This is a genomic window from Massilia yuzhufengensis (assembly GCF_900112225.1).
Lineage (GTDB): Bacteria > Pseudomonadota > Gammaproteobacteria > Burkholderiales > Burkholderiaceae_D > Telluria > Telluria yuzhufengensis.
Genome location: NZ_FOLD01000001.1, coordinates 229,838 through 247,718, shown reverse-complemented (window position 1 = coordinate 247,718; position 17,881 = coordinate 229,838). Strand labels below are relative to the sequence as shown.

Below are 17,881 nucleotides of genomic sequence, written 5' to 3'. Positions count from 1 at the left end.
CTTCCGGTGACTGCACCGGATCATTCACCCACTCACGGATTCATGGAGTAATTGTGTACATTGACGACGTAAAGCGCATTCTCGCGGACGTACTCAGCCTGGGCGATGCCGCCAATTCGCTCACCGCGCAATCGCCGCTGCTGGGCAGCATTCCCGAGCTCGATTCGATGGCGGTGGTCAACCTGATCGGCGCACTGGAAGAACATTTCGGCTTCGAGATCGACGATGACGAAATCAGTGCCAGCACCTTCGAAACGCTGGGCAGCCTCACGGCCTTCGTCGAACAAAAAATGGCATGAATCCCAGCGCCGAGCCGTTCTTCCTGGACGCAGAACCCGGCCAGCGCTTCTGCCTGTTCCATCCGCCTGCAGGCGCTTGCCGCGGCGCGCTGCTGTACGTGCATCCATTTGGCGACGAAATGAACAAAGCGCGCCGGATGGCGGCGCTGACGGCGCGTGCCCTGGCCGCACGCGGCTACGGTGTGTTGCAGCTGGACCTGTACGGTTGCGGCGACAGCAGCGGCGACTTCGCCGATGCGCGCTGGGAGACCTGGCTGGCTGACCTCGAAGCGGCCAGCGCCTGGCTACACGCGCGCCTCGAGGTTCCGGTCGGCTTGTGGGGATTGCGCCTCGGCGGGCTGCTGGCGCTGGAATTCGCGCAGCGTTCTGCACGCGCCGTGCCCGACATCGTTCTATGGCAACCGGTCCAGCAGGGCGGCGCTTTCTTGAAGCAATTCCTGCGCCTGCTGAGCGTGAACGAAATGCTTGCCCAGCCGGAAGCGGATCCAAACAAGGCCGCCAGCAATACCGGCATGCTGCGCACCACCCTGCTGGGCGGCCAGGCGCTGGAAGTGGCCGGCTACGAGCTGGCGCCGCAACTGGCGGCCGCCATCGACAGCCTCGACGCAGCCCGGCTCGCACCTGCGGCCAGCCGGGTGCACTGGTTCGAGATGATCTCGGCCCCGGATCGCCCGTTGGCTCCGGCGCTCGCGCGCCTGGCCGACAAATGGCGCACCCAAGGCTGCGACCTGCGCCTGCAGCAGGTGACCGGTCCGGCATTCTGGGCCACCCAGGAAATCAGCGAGTCGGACGCGCTGACGGACGCAACATGCGCCGCGCTGGACGCCGTGCCCGTGCACTGCCGGGAGGCGGCATGAGCCAGCGCGACGTCGCGGTACGCTTCGCGTGCCAGGGCGAAGACTTGTTCGGCATCCTCAGCCTGCCTGAACGTCCACAACGCCGCGGCGTGCTGGTGGTGGTAGGCGGGCCACAGTACCGGGCCGGCAGCCACCGTCAGTTCACCCTGCTGGCGCGCGGCCTGGCTGCGCAAGGCCATGCTACCCTGCGCTTCGACTATCGCGGGATGGGCGACAGCAGCGGCGCCTTGCGCACTTTCGAGGAGGTGGGCCACGACCTGCGCGCAGCCATCGACCAGTTCTTTGCGATGGTGCCCGCGCTGGAAGAAGTCGTGATCTGGGGCCTGTGCGACGGCGCCTCGGCTGCGCTGTTTTATGCCCACCAGGATCCGCGCGTCAAGGGCCTGGTGCTGCTCAATCCGTGGGTGCGTACGACCGAAGGGCTGGCCAAGGCAACACTCAAACATTATTACGGCGCGCGCTTATTGTCACCCGAGCTATGGAAAAAGTTGCTCAGCGGGCAGTTCGCCTTTCGCGATGCGGCCCGCTCGTTATTAACGCAGGTTGGCACCGTCCTTGGAAGCGGGCCACGACCAGACGTCGGTCAGGGCACCCTTGGCAGGGCGCCTCTGCCCGAACGCATGCGTTTCGGCCTTCAAGAATTTGTCGGGCCGGTGCTGTTTATCTTCAGCGGCATGGATTTGACCGCCAAGGAATTCCTCGATATGGCGGGCAGTTCGCATGGTTGGCCAACGCTACTTGGGGCACCACGCATCACTCGGCGACACTTGAACGACGCAGACCATACCTTTTCGCGCCGGATATGGCGTGACCAGGTAACATCCTGGACTACCGAGTGGTTACGCGGATAGGCAATACTCATTGATGACACTCAGGGACGAGCAAGGATTTATGAAGATCATCGTACTAGCAATAGCTGCGGCGCTGGCGCTTCCTTCCACGGCAAGCGCCCGTGAATTCTGCGGCAAGCTCGAAAACCACTACGGACCTTACGACTATCGCACCGAAAAAGGCAAGCTGCCTATCGTCGACGGTGCGCACTTCACGGAAGAAGTTGAAGCTGGGATTCGCGGAGCTACTGATGAACTGGGCGGTGACTTGGATTACACCTTGCGAGCCTTTCCCAACCACCACCGTGCCTTGGCGACCCTGTCGCGCGTTGCATTACGCGACAAGGTGGTAATGATTCCCAAGACCAAATGGCCAGTCGAGTGCTACTTTTTGCGAGCGCAGCGCCTCGCACCGAATGACGCGGTTGTCTACAACCTATACGGGGCCTACCTCTCGAGCAAGGGCCAACGCGACGAGGCGTTGGCACAATACAAGGAGGCGATCCGTTTTGATCCCGATAACGCTATGTTCAATTACAACATCGGTTTGGCTTACCTGAAGAAGAACGACTACGAAAAAGCTCTGTATCACGCGCACAAGGCCTACGACCAGCGTTACCCGCTCCCGGGCCTAAAAAACCAACTGATCAAGGCCGGCAAGTGGAAAGACAAGCCTGCCGAGGAAACACCAGCTGAAAACAAACCTGTTGAAGAGACACCGGCGGGCTGACGCGGTGCGGGTTCAAGTCGGGAACGTCCTTTCACAGCGATGAGGCGCCCCGGCTTAGGGCGCGACGGAATCGGCCCGGGGACGCCAGGCTACCGCGCAAGGCGCCAATGCCAGCGCTAGCACCATCAAGGTGGTGTCGCCGTCATAGCCAGCAACACATACTCGCCATAGTTCGAACAAGCACGCCACCAGAAGCGTCAGCATACAGCATCCCAGCGCAGAACCACGGGCAAGACGCTGACCCGCCCACAACATGGCACCGATCGCGAGCGCCTCGAACGCCGCCGGTGGCAGCCTGCCCACGCTGCCATACAGCAGAAGGTGTGGGAACGGAGTCCACGTAAAATCCGAACCCTGCCCCTGCCCCCGATAGGGTGTCAAGATGGTGAACACGAGCATGGAAAGCGCCAGCAGCATTACTAACCGGGCGTTGCGCGTCGGACCGCCGCAGGCCAACAAATGGCCAGCGGCCAAGCCGAGCACGATGCCCAGCAAGGTTTCGCGGCGCAGGGTCCCATAAGGTACACATACCTCAAGCCCAAGCGCCATAGCGCCGAGCAGCATCAAGCCACGTTGCGGCCGCCGAAGCCAGCCCATATGCATCATCGCAACGGCTGCCAATGTTGCAGCCCCGGCATGCTGGAGCAGCCGAGATGGCTCAAATGGCGGCGAGAACACAAGGCTGCGCGCATGCGCGCGCAGCATGCCAAGGTCGAGCGTCGGGACGAAGGGGAAAGACTCGTAGCAGAGCCACAGCGCTATCAGGGCCAGGAGGAAGTTGTCGCGTTTGTCCGAATGCGCCGCTACCTGGGCTGCAAGTACAGCCTGCGCCTGAGTTGCCACCAGCATCCCGGACATGATGCCCAGCGTATTCCACACCGCGTCCGATAGCGAGGCAGTACGGCTGGGCAGGTACAACTGGGCGAGCTGTATGCCGATGGCGAGCGAGAGCAACGCCAGCACGGCGCCGAACGTGCGTGCGCGCCAACGGAAAAAACTTGCATATAACGCGATACCCAAGGGAAAGAACAAAAAGAAGTTGTCGATCGCATCGGCCCGGTTCGCGAGCAAATCGACCTCGGCCAGGAACCTCGACAGGGGCAAAGGCGTCGCTGTGAAATTGAATGGAAACAGCGAACCGTACACGATGAACAAGGTCATCGCCCCCAGCAGCACCCGCGCCGGCGTGCGGCTGGGCATGACGCCGTGTGGCGTCATCGCGGTCCGCCCGGCCGTGGCCGGACGGACAACCTGCTCAGGCATTCGTGCCCTTGATCGCGTGCCGCGCCATCAGGTCGTACATGGTCGGACGGCTGATCCCGAGCGCTTCGGATGCCTTGACAATATTGCCGTCAGACCGGGCCAGCGCCTTGACCAGCGCCTTGTACTCGGCCTCGTCGCGGATCTGGCGCAAGTTGATCGGCTGTTCTTCCGCCTCCACGTCCAGGCCCAGGTCTTCCGCCTGGATGGCCGAGCCGTCAGCCATGATCACGGCGCGCTTGATGTAGTTCTCCATCTCCCGCACGTTGCCGGGCCACGCATAAGCCTCGATCGCGGCGAGGGCCTCGGGCGAGAAATGCAGCGTCGGCCGGGACTCCATGGCACAGAACTTGTTCTTGAAGTGATGCGCCAGCAGCGCCGCGTCGCCATCGCGCACGCGCAAGGGCGGGATCGTGACCACGATTTCGGACAGGCGGTAGTACAAGTCTTCGCGGAAGCGTCCGCTCTGGGCCAGCTCCTTGAGGTTGCGGTGGGTCGCGCAGATCACCCGCACGTCGACCGGGATTTCATCGTGGCCGCCGATGCGCTCGACCACACGCTCCTGCAGGAAGCGCAGCAGCTTGGCCTGCAGGGCCATCGGCAAGTCGCCGACCTCGTCCAGGAAAAAAGTGCCCCCGCTGGCCAATTCGACCTTGCCCTTGGTCTGCTTGGCGGCGCCGGTAAACGCGCCCTTTTCGTAGCCGAACAGCTCGCTCTCGAGCAGGTTCTCGGGGATGGCGGCGCAATTGATGGCCATGAAGCGGTTGGTCGCACGGGGGCTGAGCTGGTGCAGTGCGCGCGCCAGCACTTCCTTGCCGGTGCCCGATTCGCCCAACAGCATGACCGAGGCCGAGGTCGGCGCCACTTTCTCGATGCTGCGGCAGACCTTGAGCATGCCCGGATCGCGGCTGATCACGCCGGACATCGGCGAATCGGCCTGGCTCTGCATCATGCGGCGGTTCTCGTGCTGCAGCGAATGCAGGAAAAAGGCGCGCTGCACCACCAGGTTCAGCACTTCCTGGTCGCACGGCTTCTGGTGGAAATCATAGGCGCCCATGCCTATTGCCTTGACGGCATTGGCATGGTCCTGGTTGCCCGTCAGAACGATCACCTTGGTGTCGGGCGCCAGGGCCAGGATGCTCTGCAGCGTCGCCAGGCCCTCGGTGGCGCCGTCCGGATCGGGCGGCAGGCCCAGGTCCATGGTGACCACCGCCGGCTCGTGGCGGCGCAGCAGCGCCAGCGCGCTTTCGCGGTCGCCTGCCACCACGACGTCATAGGCGTCCAGGCTCCAGCGCAACTGCTTCTGCAAGCCCACGTCATCTTCGATGATGAGCAGCTTCGGTTTATTCTGAGTCAAGACTATCCTCCAGCCTGACCGCGCGCGGTTCAGCTTGCGCCACCTGTACGCGGTGAAGCGGCAATATTACGTCGAAAGTAGTACCGATTTGTGGAGTACTGCTGATCTCCAGCCGTCCTCCCAGTTCTTGGATGTATTCGCGGCTTTCGAACGCGCCGATGCCCATGCCGGCGGCTTTCGTCGATTCGAACGGCTTGAACAGGCGCTCGCGAATGAATTCCTCGTCCATCCCGACCCCGGTATCCTGAATCGACACCAGGGCGTGGCCCCCGCGCCGCGTCACCTCGATGGTGACCTTGCCGTCGCGCGGCGTTGCCTCGATGGCGTTTTGCACCAGGTGACCCAACACCCTTTCCAGGCGTTCGCGATCGGCCAGCACCATCAGGTTCGGAGAGCGGATGCGCAGCACTGGATGCGGCTCGAAGCCGCGCTTGTCGCTGATGGCCTGCTTTACCACGTCGCCGATGGCAAGTGGTCCCGCTTTTTCGGCATTCGCGCTGCGTCCGAGTTTTTGCAGCATCAGCTTCATCTTCTCCACCGACAACTCGACAGTTTCCAACATGTCGCGCTGGAATTCCGGGTTGTTGCGGTGCTTTTCGGCATTGACCACCATCAGGGAAAGCTGCGAGACCAGGTTCTTCAGGTCATGCACGACAAAAGTCGACATGCGGTTGAAGGACTCGAACTGGCGCGCCACGATCAGGGCGTCGGCTGCCTCCTGCTGCGCCAGGTAGCTGGCGCCCTGGACCCCGGCGATCTTGAGCAAGTCGATCACCTCCCAATTCAAGTTCACCGGACTACGCGACTGTTGCAGCACCACGAAACCGAGCAGGCTGCCGTGCATCATCATCGGCACCACCAGCCAGGCCCTGGCCTGCTGCTCGAGCCAGTCGGGCAGCACCAGGCCGGGATATTTTTCCGGAGCGCGCGCCGCTTCACGCAGGTCGATCACCCATTGGGACTGCTCCAGATAGCGGCAAAACGGCGAACCGGCATCTTCGCAATACTCCTGCGCGGGCATGTGCCAGTGCGCGGCAGGCTCGTACTGCCCCGGGTCGCTCCGCAGCCACAAGGCGCCGCCAGGGCTTTCGACCAGGTTGGCGATGGCCTGGATGGCACGCGGCCCCAGCCCCGGCCCCGGCTCGGACAAGGTGCGCGTAAAGCGCAGCCATTCCTCGCGGTAGTCGTAGTTGTAAGTGTAGAAATGCTTGCTGATGAAAACCTTCAGCCATGAGCGGAAGGTGCCCGAGAACAGGATTCCGACCAGCAGCAACAGCGCGGCAAACAGGAATGCCGCCTGCATCAGGGTGCCCCAGCTGCCGCCGAAGAAGCGCAGGAAATAGCCGGCCATGCCCATCGCCAGCAGATAGAGCGCCGACCCGAACAGCGCTGCGGAATGGAACATGACGCGGCGCGACAGCGCCAGCTCGGTATTCCACGACGCGCTCCTGGCCATCGAAATCGCGATCAGGGGAACGGTGACTGCATTGACGGCCCCGCGGGCGGCCCAGATGTCCGAATTAATCTGGCGGAACAGCAGCGCATCGCTGTACATGTAGAAATCGTAAGCAAACATCCCACCAATACCCAGGCAGGCGAACTTGATCGCCCACCGTTCCTGCTCGGGTTTGTTGCGGTAGACCTGCTCGACAAGCAGCATCCCGAACACCGCCACACCGACTCGTATGGTCATCGAGGACAAGATGCCGAATTCTTCGAACAAGTGGCCGCCCCACCAACCATACAGCGTGGCCGCCAGGAACAGCGCATAGCAGCTCGCGGCGGCTGCGACCTTGTTGCTCAGTCCCAGGGGCAAGCGGCTGTACGGGCTGCGATGGCGGCCCAGCAGCACCACCAGGAAGAACGACCAGGTGGCGTTGCGCAAGATCTCAAGGACATCTGCCGCCATCGACAGCGGGATGTCGGCATGCGACTGGTAGCCGACTGTTGCGGCCCAGCCCGCGGTCAGCAAGCAGGCTGCCGACAGGATGCCGCGATGGTAATGGCTGCGCCAGCTGGTCAGCCACATCGCTCCCAGCAGCAGGAAGCCGACGGCGGCAACCAGGTAACTGAAGGTGACAATCTGGGTCAACGTGCTTCATCCATGTCGTGCCCCCATCGTTCCCGGTGCGGTTGGCCGGGCATTAGCGGCCGCTGCGGAACAGGACTACCTTGAGGGTATTGATCAACACCAGCACGTCGAGGAACAGGCTGTTGTTCTTTACGTAATACAAGTCATACTGGAGCTTCTGCAACGCGTCCTCGGCCGACGAGCCGTAGCCGTAGCGCACCTGGGCCCAGCCGGTGATGCCCGGCTTGATGCTGTGGCGAACATTGTAATATGGGACCACCTCGATCAGCTGTTCGACGAAATACGGGCGCTCAGGACGCGGACCGACGAAGGACATCTCGCCCTTGAACACGTTCAGGATCTGCGGCAGCTCGTCGATGCGGGTCTTGCGCATGACATTGCCGAAGCGTGTCACGCGCGGGTCGTTGCGGGCGGCCCACTGTGGCGTGCCTGCCTGTTCGGCGTCGGTACGCATGCTGCGAAACTTGTGCACGAAAAAGGTCTTGCCATCCTTGCCGACCCGCTCCTGCGAATAGAACACCGGACCGCGGTCTTCCAGGTAGATCAGCAGAGCCGCCAGCAGCATCAGCGGGAAGGTGACTGCGAGGATCAGGGTGCTGCACACCAGGTCGAAGGTACGCTTCATGAAGGTGCGCGCGAAGCTCTGGTCAAAGCCGCCGCCGAACACCAGCCACGACGGCTGCAGCGAATCGACCCGGATCTGGCAGGTTTCGCGCTCGAAGAAGGTCGCGGCGTCGGTGACGCGGATACCTTGCAGCTTGCAGTCGAGCAACTCCTTGATCGGGAAGCCGCCGCGGCGGTTCTGCACCGATACCACGATTTCCGAGACGCTATGCTGGCGCGCCAGCGAGACCAGGGAATCGCCGTCACGCACGCTCAGCAGCGCCGTATCGGGCACGCACAGCTCTTCGGACGGGCTCGGGATGAAGCCGGCGATGTTGTAGCGATGGTAGTTCGACGGGCGCGCGGCCAGGTCGCTGCATTCCTTGGCCAGCGGGCCGCCGCCGAGGAACATGATGCGCGACTGCAGGATGCGTGCTTCGGACGATTTGAAGAAAGCCATGCGGGCCAGGAAGATACCAATCCCGGCCACCGCGAAGACGATCGCCATGGTGCCCCGCCCGAACGACAGTTCCGGCGCCATATAGAACACCAGGGCCAGGATCGCAAAAGCCATCAGGAACGACGGCATCAGCTTCATGAAGAACGGGTGGCGCAGGCCCTCGTCGAAGTCGAGCTGGTACATGCCCATCGCGCTCATGCTGAAGATAATCGCCACGGTGAACGCCACCGCCGAGGTGAAGAAGTGGTCGAGGTGGGCCGCCGCCGCCGCGTCGCCGTACTCCAGCAAACGCAGCGCCGCGCCGACATACGCCGCTCCCAGCAGCACCAGCACTTCCACGAACAGCAGCAGGAAGACAATCTTCGAAACGTAATGGTTTGCGATCCTAAACACGGTAGCCTCCGAGATTCTTGTATCTTTTCTGGATATGCATGGATGCTTGTTTTAGTGCGACAGGCTGCGGACGTACCAGTCCATCGCCTGTTTCAAACCTTCGCCGATACGGTGGGTAGGCTGGTAGCCGAGCGCCGCTGTTGCCTTGGAAATATCCGCCTGTGAATGACGCACGTCGCCGCGGCGGAAGTCGGCATACTGCGGCTGAGCCTGCTTGACATGCGGAAAACGGTCCTGCAGCGCTACCTTCATCATTCCGTACAGTTCGTTCAGGGTGGTGCGCTCCCCCAGCGCCACGTTGTACACCGCATTGGCGGCCTCGTTGCCGGCCAGCGCGGCCAGCAGGTTGGCCTGCACCACGTTGTCGATGTAGCAGAAATCGCGGCTGGTCTCGCCGTCGCCATTGATGCGCAGGTCCTGGTTGCGGATCAGCGCGGCGATCCACTGCGGGATCACGGCGGCGTAGGCGCCGTCCGGATCCTGGCGTGGGCCGAACACATTGAAATAGCGCAGCCCGATCGATTCCATGCCATAGGTGCGACCGAATACGTTGGCGTAGAGCTCGTTGACGTACTTGGTCACGGCGTACGGCGATAGGGGATTGCCGATGCGCTCTTCGATCTTGGGCAGGTCCGGGTGGTCGCCATAGGTCGAGCTCGATGCAGCGTAGACAAAGCGTTTCACCTTGCTGTCGCGCGCGGCGACCAGCATGTTGAGGAAGCCGTCGATATTGGTTGCATTGGTTGTCAACGGATCGTCGATCGAGCGCGACACCGAACCCAATGCAGCCTGGTGCAACACGAAATCGGCGCCCTGGCAGGCAGCCTGACAGGCATCAGCGTCGCGGATGTCGGCCTCGATGAAATTAAATTTCATCCAAGCCTCCCCGGTGACAGATTCTTTCACCTGCTCGAGATTATGGCGGTGACCGGTGGCGAAATTATCAAAGCCGGTCACGCGCTGGCCGAGCTTGAGCAAGGCTTCCACCAGGTTCGAACCGATGAAGCCGGCCGCGCCCGTCACCAGCCAGTGATAGCGATGCTGCAGCAAGTGTTGCTGGATATCTTGAAACTTGTTCACTCTCAGACACTTTCACGGTCACGCCGGCAAGGCCGGCGTCGTCCGCTACGCAGCTGCGCGGCGGTAGGATGGGCGCTTACAGACGCCAGACGCAATACCCGGCTTCCTGCAGCGCAGCCGCGTCGAATTGCGACTTGACGTCGATGAAGCAGCCGTTCGGATTGAGCTTGGCCTGGAAGTCGGCCAGCGACAGCGCCAGCACTTCCTTGTGCGGCACCGCCACCACGACGGCGTCGGCCTGCGGCAGCGAGGTCCAGCTTTCCAGCGAGATGCCGTACTCGTGCTGGGCTTCTGCAGCGTCGGCCTGCGGGTCGAACACGTGCACTTCGCAGCCGTAGCTTTCGAGTTCATGCACGATGTCGGCGACTTTCGAGTTGCGCAGGTCCGGGCAGTTTTCCTTGAAGGTCAGGCCGATGACGTTGACCTTGGAACCCTTGACGTGAAAGCCGGACGAGATCATCGACTTGACGGTTTTCTCGGCCACGAACTTGGCCATGCCGTCGTTGATGCGGCGCCCGGCCAGAATCACCTGCGGGTGGTAGCCGACCATCTCGGCCTTGTGGGTCAGGTAGTACGGGTCCACGCCGATGCAGTGGCCGCCGACTAGGCCCGGGCGGAATGGCAGGAAGTTCCACTTGGTGCCGGCCGCTTTCAGCACCTCGAGGGTATCGATGCCGATCTTGTCGAAGATGATGGCCAGTTCGTTCATCAGGGCGATGTTCAGGTCGCGCTGAGTGTTCTCGATGACCTTCGCCGCCTCGGCGACCTTGATGCTCGAGGCCCGGTGGACGCCGGCGGTGATCACCGACTCGTACAGTGCGGCCACGCGTTCCAGGGTTTCGGCGTCGTCCCCCGACACCACTTTCAGGATGGTGGTCAGCGTGTGTTCCTTGTCGCCCGGATTGATGCGCTCCGGCGAGAAGCCGACGTGGAAATCTTGCTTCCACTTCAGGCCCGAATGCTTTTCCAGGATCGGGATGCAGACTTCTTCGGTCGCGCCCGGATACACGGTGGACTCGAAGATGACGATTGCACCGCGCTTCATGTGGGTGCCCACCGTCTTGCTGGCGCCGGCCAACGGGGTGAAGTCCGGATTGTGGGCATTGTCGACAGGGGTCGGCACGGCAACCACGATGTAGTCAGCCTGGGCCAGCACCGACGGATCGGTGGTGACGTCCAGGTGGCGCGCTTGCCTCAACTGCTCCGACGACAGTTCGCCGGTCGGATCGATGAAGTTCTTGTAATTGTCGATCTTGGCCTGCGACAGGTCGAAGCCGACGGTTTTCGATTTCTTGCCGAACTCGACTGCCAGCGGCATGCCCACGTAGCCCAGCCCTACAACTGCGACAATCTCATCTGCTTTCATTATCGAATACCGTCCTAAAATTAAGTTTTGCTATTATGCTAACTTTAAATATACCATGGAAACACGGGCGCACTCAACAACAGTCTATACGTGTGTCTGAATGCAACTACAGTTTACAAACTAGGTTGTATTATTTGCAATACCCCCCCGCATAGCGCGCCGCGCTCCGCCCAGTCCGGTCCGCTACCCGCGCGTGGAAGTCGGCAGTGAGAAGTCAACCTGCCTGGTAGAAAGTTACATACGTCGTTCCTCGACGTTGCCGAAGAACATCACACTACAACGTGCAATTTTAACATTTTCTTAAAACAAGTAACTTGCTGTTCGTAACGTGCGCGTGGCGCAAAGCAAACCAATAACAATGCTTTTGTTTCCATAAATCAATATATCTTTAAAAAAATATATTGCTTTAATTGCAGCTAAAGCCGAAAATTGCTCATCTGTACGAGGCAAAGTATAGCGGACTTGAGGCACCATTCCGTTATAGGCGTCCTTAACGCTCCCAAGTTATTTATTGCTTGACCATATTTAGTATCTCCCGATACCCTAACCTCGACCTCTATGGGGCGAACGCCGCTTTTCTCCCTTTAAGCCACACATTCCCAGCTATCGTTCCCAAATGCAATACGATGCCCAAATACAACATGGCGCTAGCCATGCCTCGACCGTGAGCCTGACGATGAATAACCCAGCAATTCCACAGGACGAGGTCAGGGTCTCGGTTGTCATTCCCACTTACCGTGGCGCAGACACACTACCTCAGCTCGTCGAGGAGTTGTCTCCTTTTTGTACCAGTGGCACGACACCGGGCGGCTTGGCATACAGGATTTCCGAAATCATTCTGGTGCATGATTGCGGTCCTGATCGTTCCGACCTTTGTCTAGAGCAACTTGCTGCCAAATACAGCGTTGTGCGCCCGCTCTGGTTATCGAGGAATTTCGGCCAGCACGCGGCGACCCTGGCCGGCATGGCCAGCGCCGCCGGCGATTGGATCGTGACGCTCGACGAAGACGGTCAGCAGGATCCGCGTGATATCGCGCGAATGCTCGATATGGCGATCAATAAGAGCCTGCAACTGGTCTATGCTCAACCCACCAACCCACCGCCGCACGGCTTCTGGCGCAACACCGCCAGCCGCCTGGTCAAGACCATCAGTGTCAACGTCCTGGGACTGGAAAGCTTAGGGCGGTTCAACAGTTTCCGCATGGTGGACGGCGAAGTCGGGCGGGCCCTGGCGGCATACTGCGGCCACGGCGTCTACCTGGACGTTGGCCTGTCGTGGGTAGCGAGCCGCGTGGGGCACTGTCCGGTGCAAGTCAGGGAGGAACTCGGACGGCCATCCGGCTATTCCCTGGTCAAGCTGATCGCCCACTTCTGGGGCCTTGTCCTCACCACCGGCACGCGTCCGCTGCGCATGATCACCATTACCGGCCTGTTATCGATCCTGATGGCGTTCGGGGTTGCGGCTTGGGTGTTAATCAGCAAGCTATATGGCGATATCCCGGTGCAGGGCTGGGCCTCGCTGGTCATTGTGGTGTCGTTCTTCAGCGGAGCGATCCTGATGTCGCTCGGGGTGATCGCCGAATACCTGGCGGTAACCATGGGCATCGCCATGGGGCGTCCTCTGTACGTCATTAGCAGCAAGCCGTCTCGCAGGGGTCCGCCTGCATGAGCCACCTGGCATGGGTCCTGGGAGCCTCGGGCCTGCTCGGGAGCGCCCTGGTCAGGGCGCTGCGCCAGGACCGTGCCAGCCTATTCCAACCGGCCGCGCGCTTCGATTGGCGCCAGGTCGCCCTTGTCAGGGACCAGCTGCAAGCAGCAGCGCGGGACTTTTCCGAACGCGCGGTGCTATGCGGGCGCTGGACTGTGTTCTGGTCTGCCGGGGTCGGATCGATGGCGAGCCAGCCGGAGGAACTCGTCGCCGAGCAAGCACTCCTGCAAGTCCTGCTCGACGCCCTTCGCGGCAACCCTACGCTGGCACGTGTCCCCGGCACCATTGTTTTTGCCAGCTCGGCCGGCGCACTGTATGACGGAGCGCGCGCCGCATGCTATACCGAAAGCAGCGACGTCTGTCCTGCCACGGCCTACGGCGCGCATAAGCTCGCCCAGGAACAGCTAATCCATACGTTTATCGCCCAGAGACCACAAGTCAGCGGTCTAATACTTCGTTATTCGACCCTGTACGGCATCGGCCAGGCGCGCGGCAAACCGCAGGGCCTGATTACCCAGATCGCCCGCAAGATCGTGGCCAACGAACCGGCAAATATCTTCGTCCCCCTCGATACGATCCGCGACTACCTGCATGTCGACGATGCGGCGCAGCGGTCGCTGTCTACCCTAGTCGACGCGTGCCGTTATCCTGGCCGCGTCACGCTCAAAATCATCGCTGCGGAACGGGCCACCAGCATCGCCGAACTCATCGGCGTATTCCGCCGTATCTCCGGCCGCATGCCGCGTATCGTCACCTCGGCTAACAGCCTGTCGTCGCGCTATATGCGCTGCGCCCAGTATCGCTCCGAAGAACTGGCTGGCGAACCCCATCCGCCCGGTCGCACCCTCCTGATCGGAATCCATCAAGTCCTCGAAGCAGAACGTGAAAACAAGGCAAAACAGATATGAACAACACACCTGAGCTCGCACGCGACCACCTGCCCCTTGTGTCCGTATGTATTCCAACCTATCGCGGCGCCGATACGATCCGGGCTACGCTGGATTCGGTCCTCAAGCAGGATTACCCGAACCTGGAAGTCTGGGTCATCGACGACCAGTCGCCCGACAATACGGTCAATGTAGTGAAGTCGATCGATGACCCGCGCGTGCATTATGTCCGCAATGAGCGCAACCTTGGCCCGCAGGGCAACTGGGACCGCTGCCTCGAGCTTGCCAACGGCAAGTATTACAAGTTGCTGCCGCATGACGACTTGCTCGAACCGGGCAGCCTGCGCGAACAGATCGACGTCCTCGAGGCCGACACGACTGAGGACATTGCGCTGGTGTTCGGTTCGCGCCGGATCATCGGACCTGGGGGCAAGGAGCTGATGGTCCGGGGGTTCAGCAAGAAAGGAGCGCTGCGGATCAAGGCGGAGCATGCGGCGCGGCGCTGCGTGCGCGCGGGCTCGAATTTGCTGGGCGAGCCAGGAAACGGCTTGGTCCGCATGTCACTGGCCCGCAAGATCGGTCACTACGACGCCAAGTACCCCTATATGGTCGACCTCGATTTCTGGTTCCGTGCGCTGCAGTTCGGCGACGCCTACTACACCGGCACGGTCAGTTCTTCGTTCCGGGTGGTGCGCGGCTCCTGGAGCGTCGCGATCGGGCAGCGCCAACATGGCGACTTCGCAGGCTTCATCGACAAGTTCCTCCACGTCCCCGAGCTTGGCCTCAAGCGCGGCGACCGTTCACTGGGCCTCCTGCGTGCCCGCGTGAACACTTACCTGCGCATGCTGGTGTATCGCTTCGTTCTTTAAACATCATTTTGTAAAGATTCTATCCTGATGAATAGCACTCGCAAGTGGATCCACGCCGCCTGGGACGTAGCATTTGCGCGCTACCTAATCGTTGGTGTCGCGAACACCGCCTTTGCTTACGCTGTCTATGCCGCCGCTCTCTATCTTGGCGCGAGCTATCCCGTAGCCAGCATGATTTCACTCGTCGCGGGAATAATCCTAAGCTTCAAAACCCAGGGAAAGTTTGTTTTTCGAAACAATGATAAGGGCTTATTCGGCCGCTTTGTGTTTTCTTGGATAATCGCCTATCTCATCAATATCGGTTTGATAGGATTGTTTCTAGAAATTGGAGTCGATGAGTTCGTGGGCGGCGCTTTGGCCTTGCCTTTTAACGTTGCCACAGGGTACATATTTCAACGCTATTTCGTGTTTGGAAAATCAAGGATCGAATGACAGAAGGCGTTGAAAGCCGTTCTCCGTGTCCGATCAAGAGGCGTCATCTTTACTTACCTAAGCACCTCGATTCTCTTGAACAGGTCGGACTACGATAATCGGAGTGAAAGCTGGAACGCCGTGCCCCGCGTGCCTAAGATCGTTTTTGATATGAAAATGCATGCGTGCATAAGTCATGGCTCGATAACGAGATGCATTTACAATCGTCGTTGGCTAACCAAGCCGAATATACTGTCATCCTCCGACACAAGCGTGGCAGGCCATTGATTAGAATCGCGAACACCATTGCCCTTCTTAATTTAAAAAATCAACATGACAAACACGAAATTAATGGCAACGCCCAAAGCAGGGAGCCGAACCGCACATCCGGATCTAGTTATTATCAGCGTCATTTCCATTCTGTGGGTTTGTATGGTATTTATTGCAAATCCGATCGGAAATTTTCCGCTTAACGACGATTGGGTGTATGCGCAGGCAGTCAAGTCAGTACTTGAGAATGGATACTATCATTTCCCTAGTACCTCGAGCGCGAACGTTGGCCCACAAATTTATTGGGGCGCCTTTTTTTGTCTGCCTTTCGGGTTTTCATTCACTGCACTACGAATCTCTTCACTCGTTGCAGGGCTGGGCGGCGTAGTAGCTCTCTATTTCCTGATCAAACGGTTCAATAAATCCTCGATCATCGCCACGATAGGAGCAATGTCGCTGGCTGTGAACCCATTCTATTTTTCTTTAGCGAATAGCTTCATGACTGACGTCCCATTCGTCAGCATGCAGATCATATCAATATTCTTTATGGCACGAGGCCTCCAATGTAGAAACCACCGCGATATCCTGCTTGGAGTTGCATTTTCTCTCGTAGCCGTGCTGATCCGTCAAATCGCTGTGATCAGTTTACTGGGACTAGCCATTGCATACCCAGTTAGATTTGGCATCACCGCACGCAACATAATTAAAGCTGCACTTCCGGCAATAGTAGGTGTTCTTATCCATATCGGCTATCAATACTGGTTGGTCAGCTCCGGCAGGATCCCTGTTCTCAGTGGTCACTCGAACGTAAATCAACTGATTTCTTTCAGTGGTCGCGGTTGGTATATACGTCAAGTCGGGCTCACCACGATTGTTTATCTCGGAATGTTTCTTCTACCGTTAATCACGTTAGCCGTGCACGCAGCGATTAGGCGATATACTTCCCGACCCTTAGTTCGTGGTGACTATTTCATAATGATCGGGGTCGTACTGGTTACGTTAGTCACGTGGTGGAAAGGCTTGCTCCCTCCACTTCTGCCGAATATCGTCCATGAGTGGGGCATCGGTCCGATTACGCTGCGCGATACTTACAAATTTGGCTTGAACGTGCCCATTGTTCCGTCATCGATATCAACTGGATGGGCAATCATCGGCTTTCTTTCGATTGTTTCTGCCAGCTGCGTCATTTTTTGTCTCGTATTGATCAGCAGAAATGCAGTACACAACCTTAGGGATCCGAAGCAACGTGCAGAATCGTGGCCAACATGGCTGCTATTGGTACCCGCTGCGGCCTATTTTGGAGTACTAATGCTCATTACTGGAAGCTTACCAATGATGGATCGGTATTTGCTGCCGTTTCTACCTCTCCTGCTAGTGCTTTTTGCGCGCGGGATCCCCGAAGACATTGCCCGATTCAGGTTTAATATCGGTTTGTCAGCACTTTTGATTTCGACCTTTGGCTATTTTTCAGTAACGGCTACGCACGATTATCTCGAATGGAATCGATTGCGATGGGTCGCGACAACCAATTTAATGTCGCAGGGCCAGATTGGACCAAATCAAATTGACGGCGGTTATGAATTTAACGGATTGTTAGCCTACGACGCGAACTACGTATACAGAGAAGACAAGAGTTGGTGGTGGGTCACTGATGACACCTATATGATCGCGTCCGGACCGCTTCCTGGATACGATGAAATAACGCGTTATAATTTCGAGCGCTGGTTTTTAGGGAATACATCAAGCGTCGTCGTATTAAAAAAAGTAATTAAATAGATAGTTCGAACATACAAGACCGCAGCATATTTTTTTGTATTCCAATCGTGGAATTTTATTTGATTCCGGGACAGATTACCTAAGGGTACGCAGCGATCTTGGAAATCGCTACGTACCACTTGCACCCCTGCTGCCGCAATTAACCAAGGCGATCCGCTCTTGCTTGCTCACCCCATTTATCGGAAATGGAAAAAGGCAGCGAGGCGGTCCGTCACGGCCGAAATCCATATTCACTATACTCAAAAGTCGTATGTGATATGCCGCGAGCTAGAAAATTTATAAAATTTGTGGCGTATACTTTTTTGTTTCTTTCGATTGCGTGTTCAACTGGTCAAGATACATCATGCGGAATTTTGTGTAGGGTGAGTGAAGTTCGAGGCAACTGTGAAAGCTCTTAGCGTTTCGATAAACAACCCATACATGCCTGTCGTAAACTCGTTTTAATGGAGGCGCCCATCACTCAGCTAATCTGATCATGCCGGGGCGGAGTATTATTTCATCGTACTGACTGCGCCTCGGAATACTGATTGTCCATGTCGACGCATGCCAAATATCAAATTTGGGAGCGCTCCGACTGAAGGGATCGAGGCCATTGACCAAAGTTGCATTCCGCCGTCCCGGCCTGCGCGCAAT

General features: G+C 58.9%; 15 protein-coding genes. 9 read left to right on the top strand and 6 right to left on the bottom strand.

Features of this window, described 5'->3' with window-relative positions; all coding sequences use genetic code 11:
• Positions 1-53: 53 nt before the first annotated feature.
• The 4 genes from BM031_RS01130 to BM031_RS01115 are packed head-to-tail and all read left to right on the top strand — an operon-like array spanning position 54 to position 2,716.
• Positions 54-299 carry an acyl carrier protein gene (locus BM031_RS01130; RefSeq protein ID WP_218147548.1) on the top strand — a complete coding sequence of 82 codons (246 nt, stop codon included), beginning with the start codon at positions 54-56 and terminating at the stop codon, positions 297-299.
• A complete protein-coding gene (locus BM031_RS01125; protein ID WP_091869953.1) occupies positions 296-1,156 on the top strand; it encodes a hydrolase 2, exosortase A system-associated in 861 nt (286 codons plus the stop codon). Before BM031_RS01130 ends, BM031_RS01125 begins: the two co-directional genes overlap by 4 nt.
• Complete coding sequence (locus BM031_RS01120) at positions 1,153-2,007, top strand: hydrolase 1, exosortase A system-associated (protein WP_091869950.1); 855 nt, start codon at positions 1,153-1,155, stop codon at positions 2,005-2,007. The genes BM031_RS01125 and BM031_RS01120 overlap by 4 nt, the downstream gene beginning before the upstream one ends.
• Positions 2,008-2,047: 40 nt before the next feature.
• The gene (locus BM031_RS01115; RefSeq protein ID WP_177207609.1) at positions 2,048-2,716 is read left to right on the top strand and encodes a tetratricopeptide repeat protein; all 669 of its coding nucleotides are present in this window, start codon (positions 2,048-2,050) and stop codon (positions 2,714-2,716) included.
• Between the two features lie 54 nt (positions 2,717-2,770).
• Here BM031_RS01115 and BM031_RS01110 read toward each other — a convergent pair whose 3' ends face one another.
• The 6 genes from BM031_RS01110 to BM031_RS01085 all read right to left on the bottom strand — a co-directional run bounded on the left by BM031_RS01110 (position 2,771) and on the right by BM031_RS01085 (position 11,327).
• Positions 2,771-3,979: a VanZ family protein gene (locus tag BM031_RS01110; protein WP_091869945.1), complete on the bottom strand. Its 1,209-nt coding sequence runs from the start codon at positions 3,977-3,979 to the stop codon at positions 2,771-2,773.
• The gene (prsR, locus tag BM031_RS01105) at positions 3,972-5,333 is read right to left on the bottom strand and encodes a PEP-CTERM-box response regulator transcription factor (protein WP_091869942.1); all 1,362 of its coding nucleotides are present in this window, start codon (positions 5,331-5,333) and stop codon (positions 3,972-3,974) included. Before prsR ends, BM031_RS01110 begins: the two co-directional genes overlap by 8 nt.
• Entirely contained in the window at positions 5,320-7,425 is a 2,106-nt protein-coding gene (gene prsK, locus BM031_RS01100; protein WP_091869940.1) for an XrtA/PEP-CTERM system histidine kinase PrsK, read from the bottom strand. The genes prsR and prsK overlap by 14 nt, the downstream gene beginning before the upstream one ends.
• A 52-nt stretch (positions 7,426-7,477) precedes the next feature.
• The gene (locus BM031_RS01095) at positions 7,478-8,881 is read right to left on the bottom strand and encodes a TIGR03013 family XrtA/PEP-CTERM system glycosyltransferase (RefSeq protein ID WP_091869937.1); all 1,404 of its coding nucleotides are present in this window, start codon (positions 8,879-8,881) and stop codon (positions 7,478-7,480) included.
• A 51-nt stretch (positions 8,882-8,932) separates the two neighbouring features.
• Positions 8,933-9,961, bottom strand: coding sequence for an SDR family oxidoreductase (locus BM031_RS01090; RefSeq protein WP_091869934.1), 1,029 nt, complete (start codon positions 9,959-9,961; stop codon positions 8,933-8,935).
• 76 nt (positions 9,962-10,037) lie between these two features.
• Positions 10,038-11,327, bottom strand: coding sequence for a nucleotide sugar dehydrogenase (locus BM031_RS01085; protein WP_091869931.1), 1,290 nt, complete (start codon positions 11,325-11,327; stop codon positions 10,038-10,040).
• A gap of 664 nt (positions 11,328-11,991) precedes the next feature.
• On the opposite strand from BM031_RS01085, the gene BM031_RS01080 reads away from it, so the two are divergent.
• The 5 genes from BM031_RS01080 (at position 11,992) to BM031_RS01060 (ending at position 17,248) form a co-directional block, all read left to right on the top strand.
• The gene (locus BM031_RS01080) at positions 11,992-12,996 is read left to right on the top strand and encodes a glycosyltransferase (protein WP_218147547.1); all 1,005 of its coding nucleotides are present in this window, start codon (positions 11,992-11,994) and stop codon (positions 12,994-12,996) included.
• The gene (locus BM031_RS01075; protein WP_091869928.1) at positions 12,993-13,943 is read left to right on the top strand and encodes an NAD-dependent epimerase/dehydratase family protein; all 951 of its coding nucleotides are present in this window, start codon (positions 12,993-12,995) and stop codon (positions 13,941-13,943) included. The genes BM031_RS01080 and BM031_RS01075 overlap by 4 nt, the downstream gene beginning before the upstream one ends.
• Entirely contained in the window at positions 13,940-14,791 is an 852-nt protein-coding gene (locus BM031_RS01070; RefSeq protein WP_091869925.1) for a glycosyltransferase family 2 protein, read from the top strand. The genes BM031_RS01075 and BM031_RS01070 overlap by 4 nt, the downstream gene beginning before the upstream one ends.
• A gap of 27 nt (positions 14,792-14,818) precedes the next feature.
• The gene (locus BM031_RS01065; RefSeq protein ID WP_091869922.1) at positions 14,819-15,223 is read left to right on the top strand and encodes a GtrA family protein; all 405 of its coding nucleotides are present in this window, start codon (positions 14,819-14,821) and stop codon (positions 15,221-15,223) included.
• Positions 15,224-15,535: 312 nt separating this feature from the next.
• Positions 15,536-17,248, top strand: a complete 1,713-nt coding sequence (locus BM031_RS01060) for an ArnT family glycosyltransferase (RefSeq protein WP_091869920.1) — start codon at positions 15,536-15,538, stop codon at positions 17,246-17,248.
• Positions 17,249-17,881: the final 633 nt, after the last annotated feature.

Bases quoted from the DNA above. Each gene is read 5' to 3' on its own strand.
- BM031_RS01085 (WP_091869931.1), bottom strand. From the start codon at position 11,327: ATGAAAGCAGATGAGATTGTCGCAGTTGTAGGGCTGGGCTACGTGGGC.
- BM031_RS01070 (WP_091869925.1), top strand. From the start codon at position 13,940: ATGAACAACACACCTGAGCTCGCACGCGACCACCTGCCCCTTGTGTCC.
- BM031_RS01110 (WP_091869945.1), bottom strand. From the start codon at position 3,979: ATGCCTGAGCAGGTTGTCCGTCCGGCCACGGCCGGGCGGACCGCGATG.
- BM031_RS01060 (WP_091869920.1), top strand. From the start codon at position 15,536: ATGACAAACACGAAATTAATGGCAACGCCCAAAGCAGGGAGCCGAACC.
- BM031_RS01115 (WP_177207609.1), top strand. From the start codon at position 2,048: ATGAAGATCATCGTACTAGCAATAGCTGCGGCGCTGGCGCTTCCTTCC.
- BM031_RS01125 (WP_091869953.1), top strand. From the start codon at position 296: ATGAATCCCAGCGCCGAGCCGTTCTTCCTGGACGCAGAACCCGGCCAG.
- BM031_RS01120 (WP_091869950.1), top strand. From the start codon at position 1,153: ATGAGCCAGCGCGACGTCGCGGTACGCTTCGCGTGCCAGGGCGAAGAC.
- BM031_RS01075 (WP_091869928.1), top strand. From the start codon at position 12,993: ATGAGCCACCTGGCATGGGTCCTGGGAGCCTCGGGCCTGCTCGGGAGC.
- BM031_RS01065 (WP_091869922.1), top strand. From the start codon at position 14,819: ATGAATAGCACTCGCAAGTGGATCCACGCCGCCTGGGACGTAGCATTT.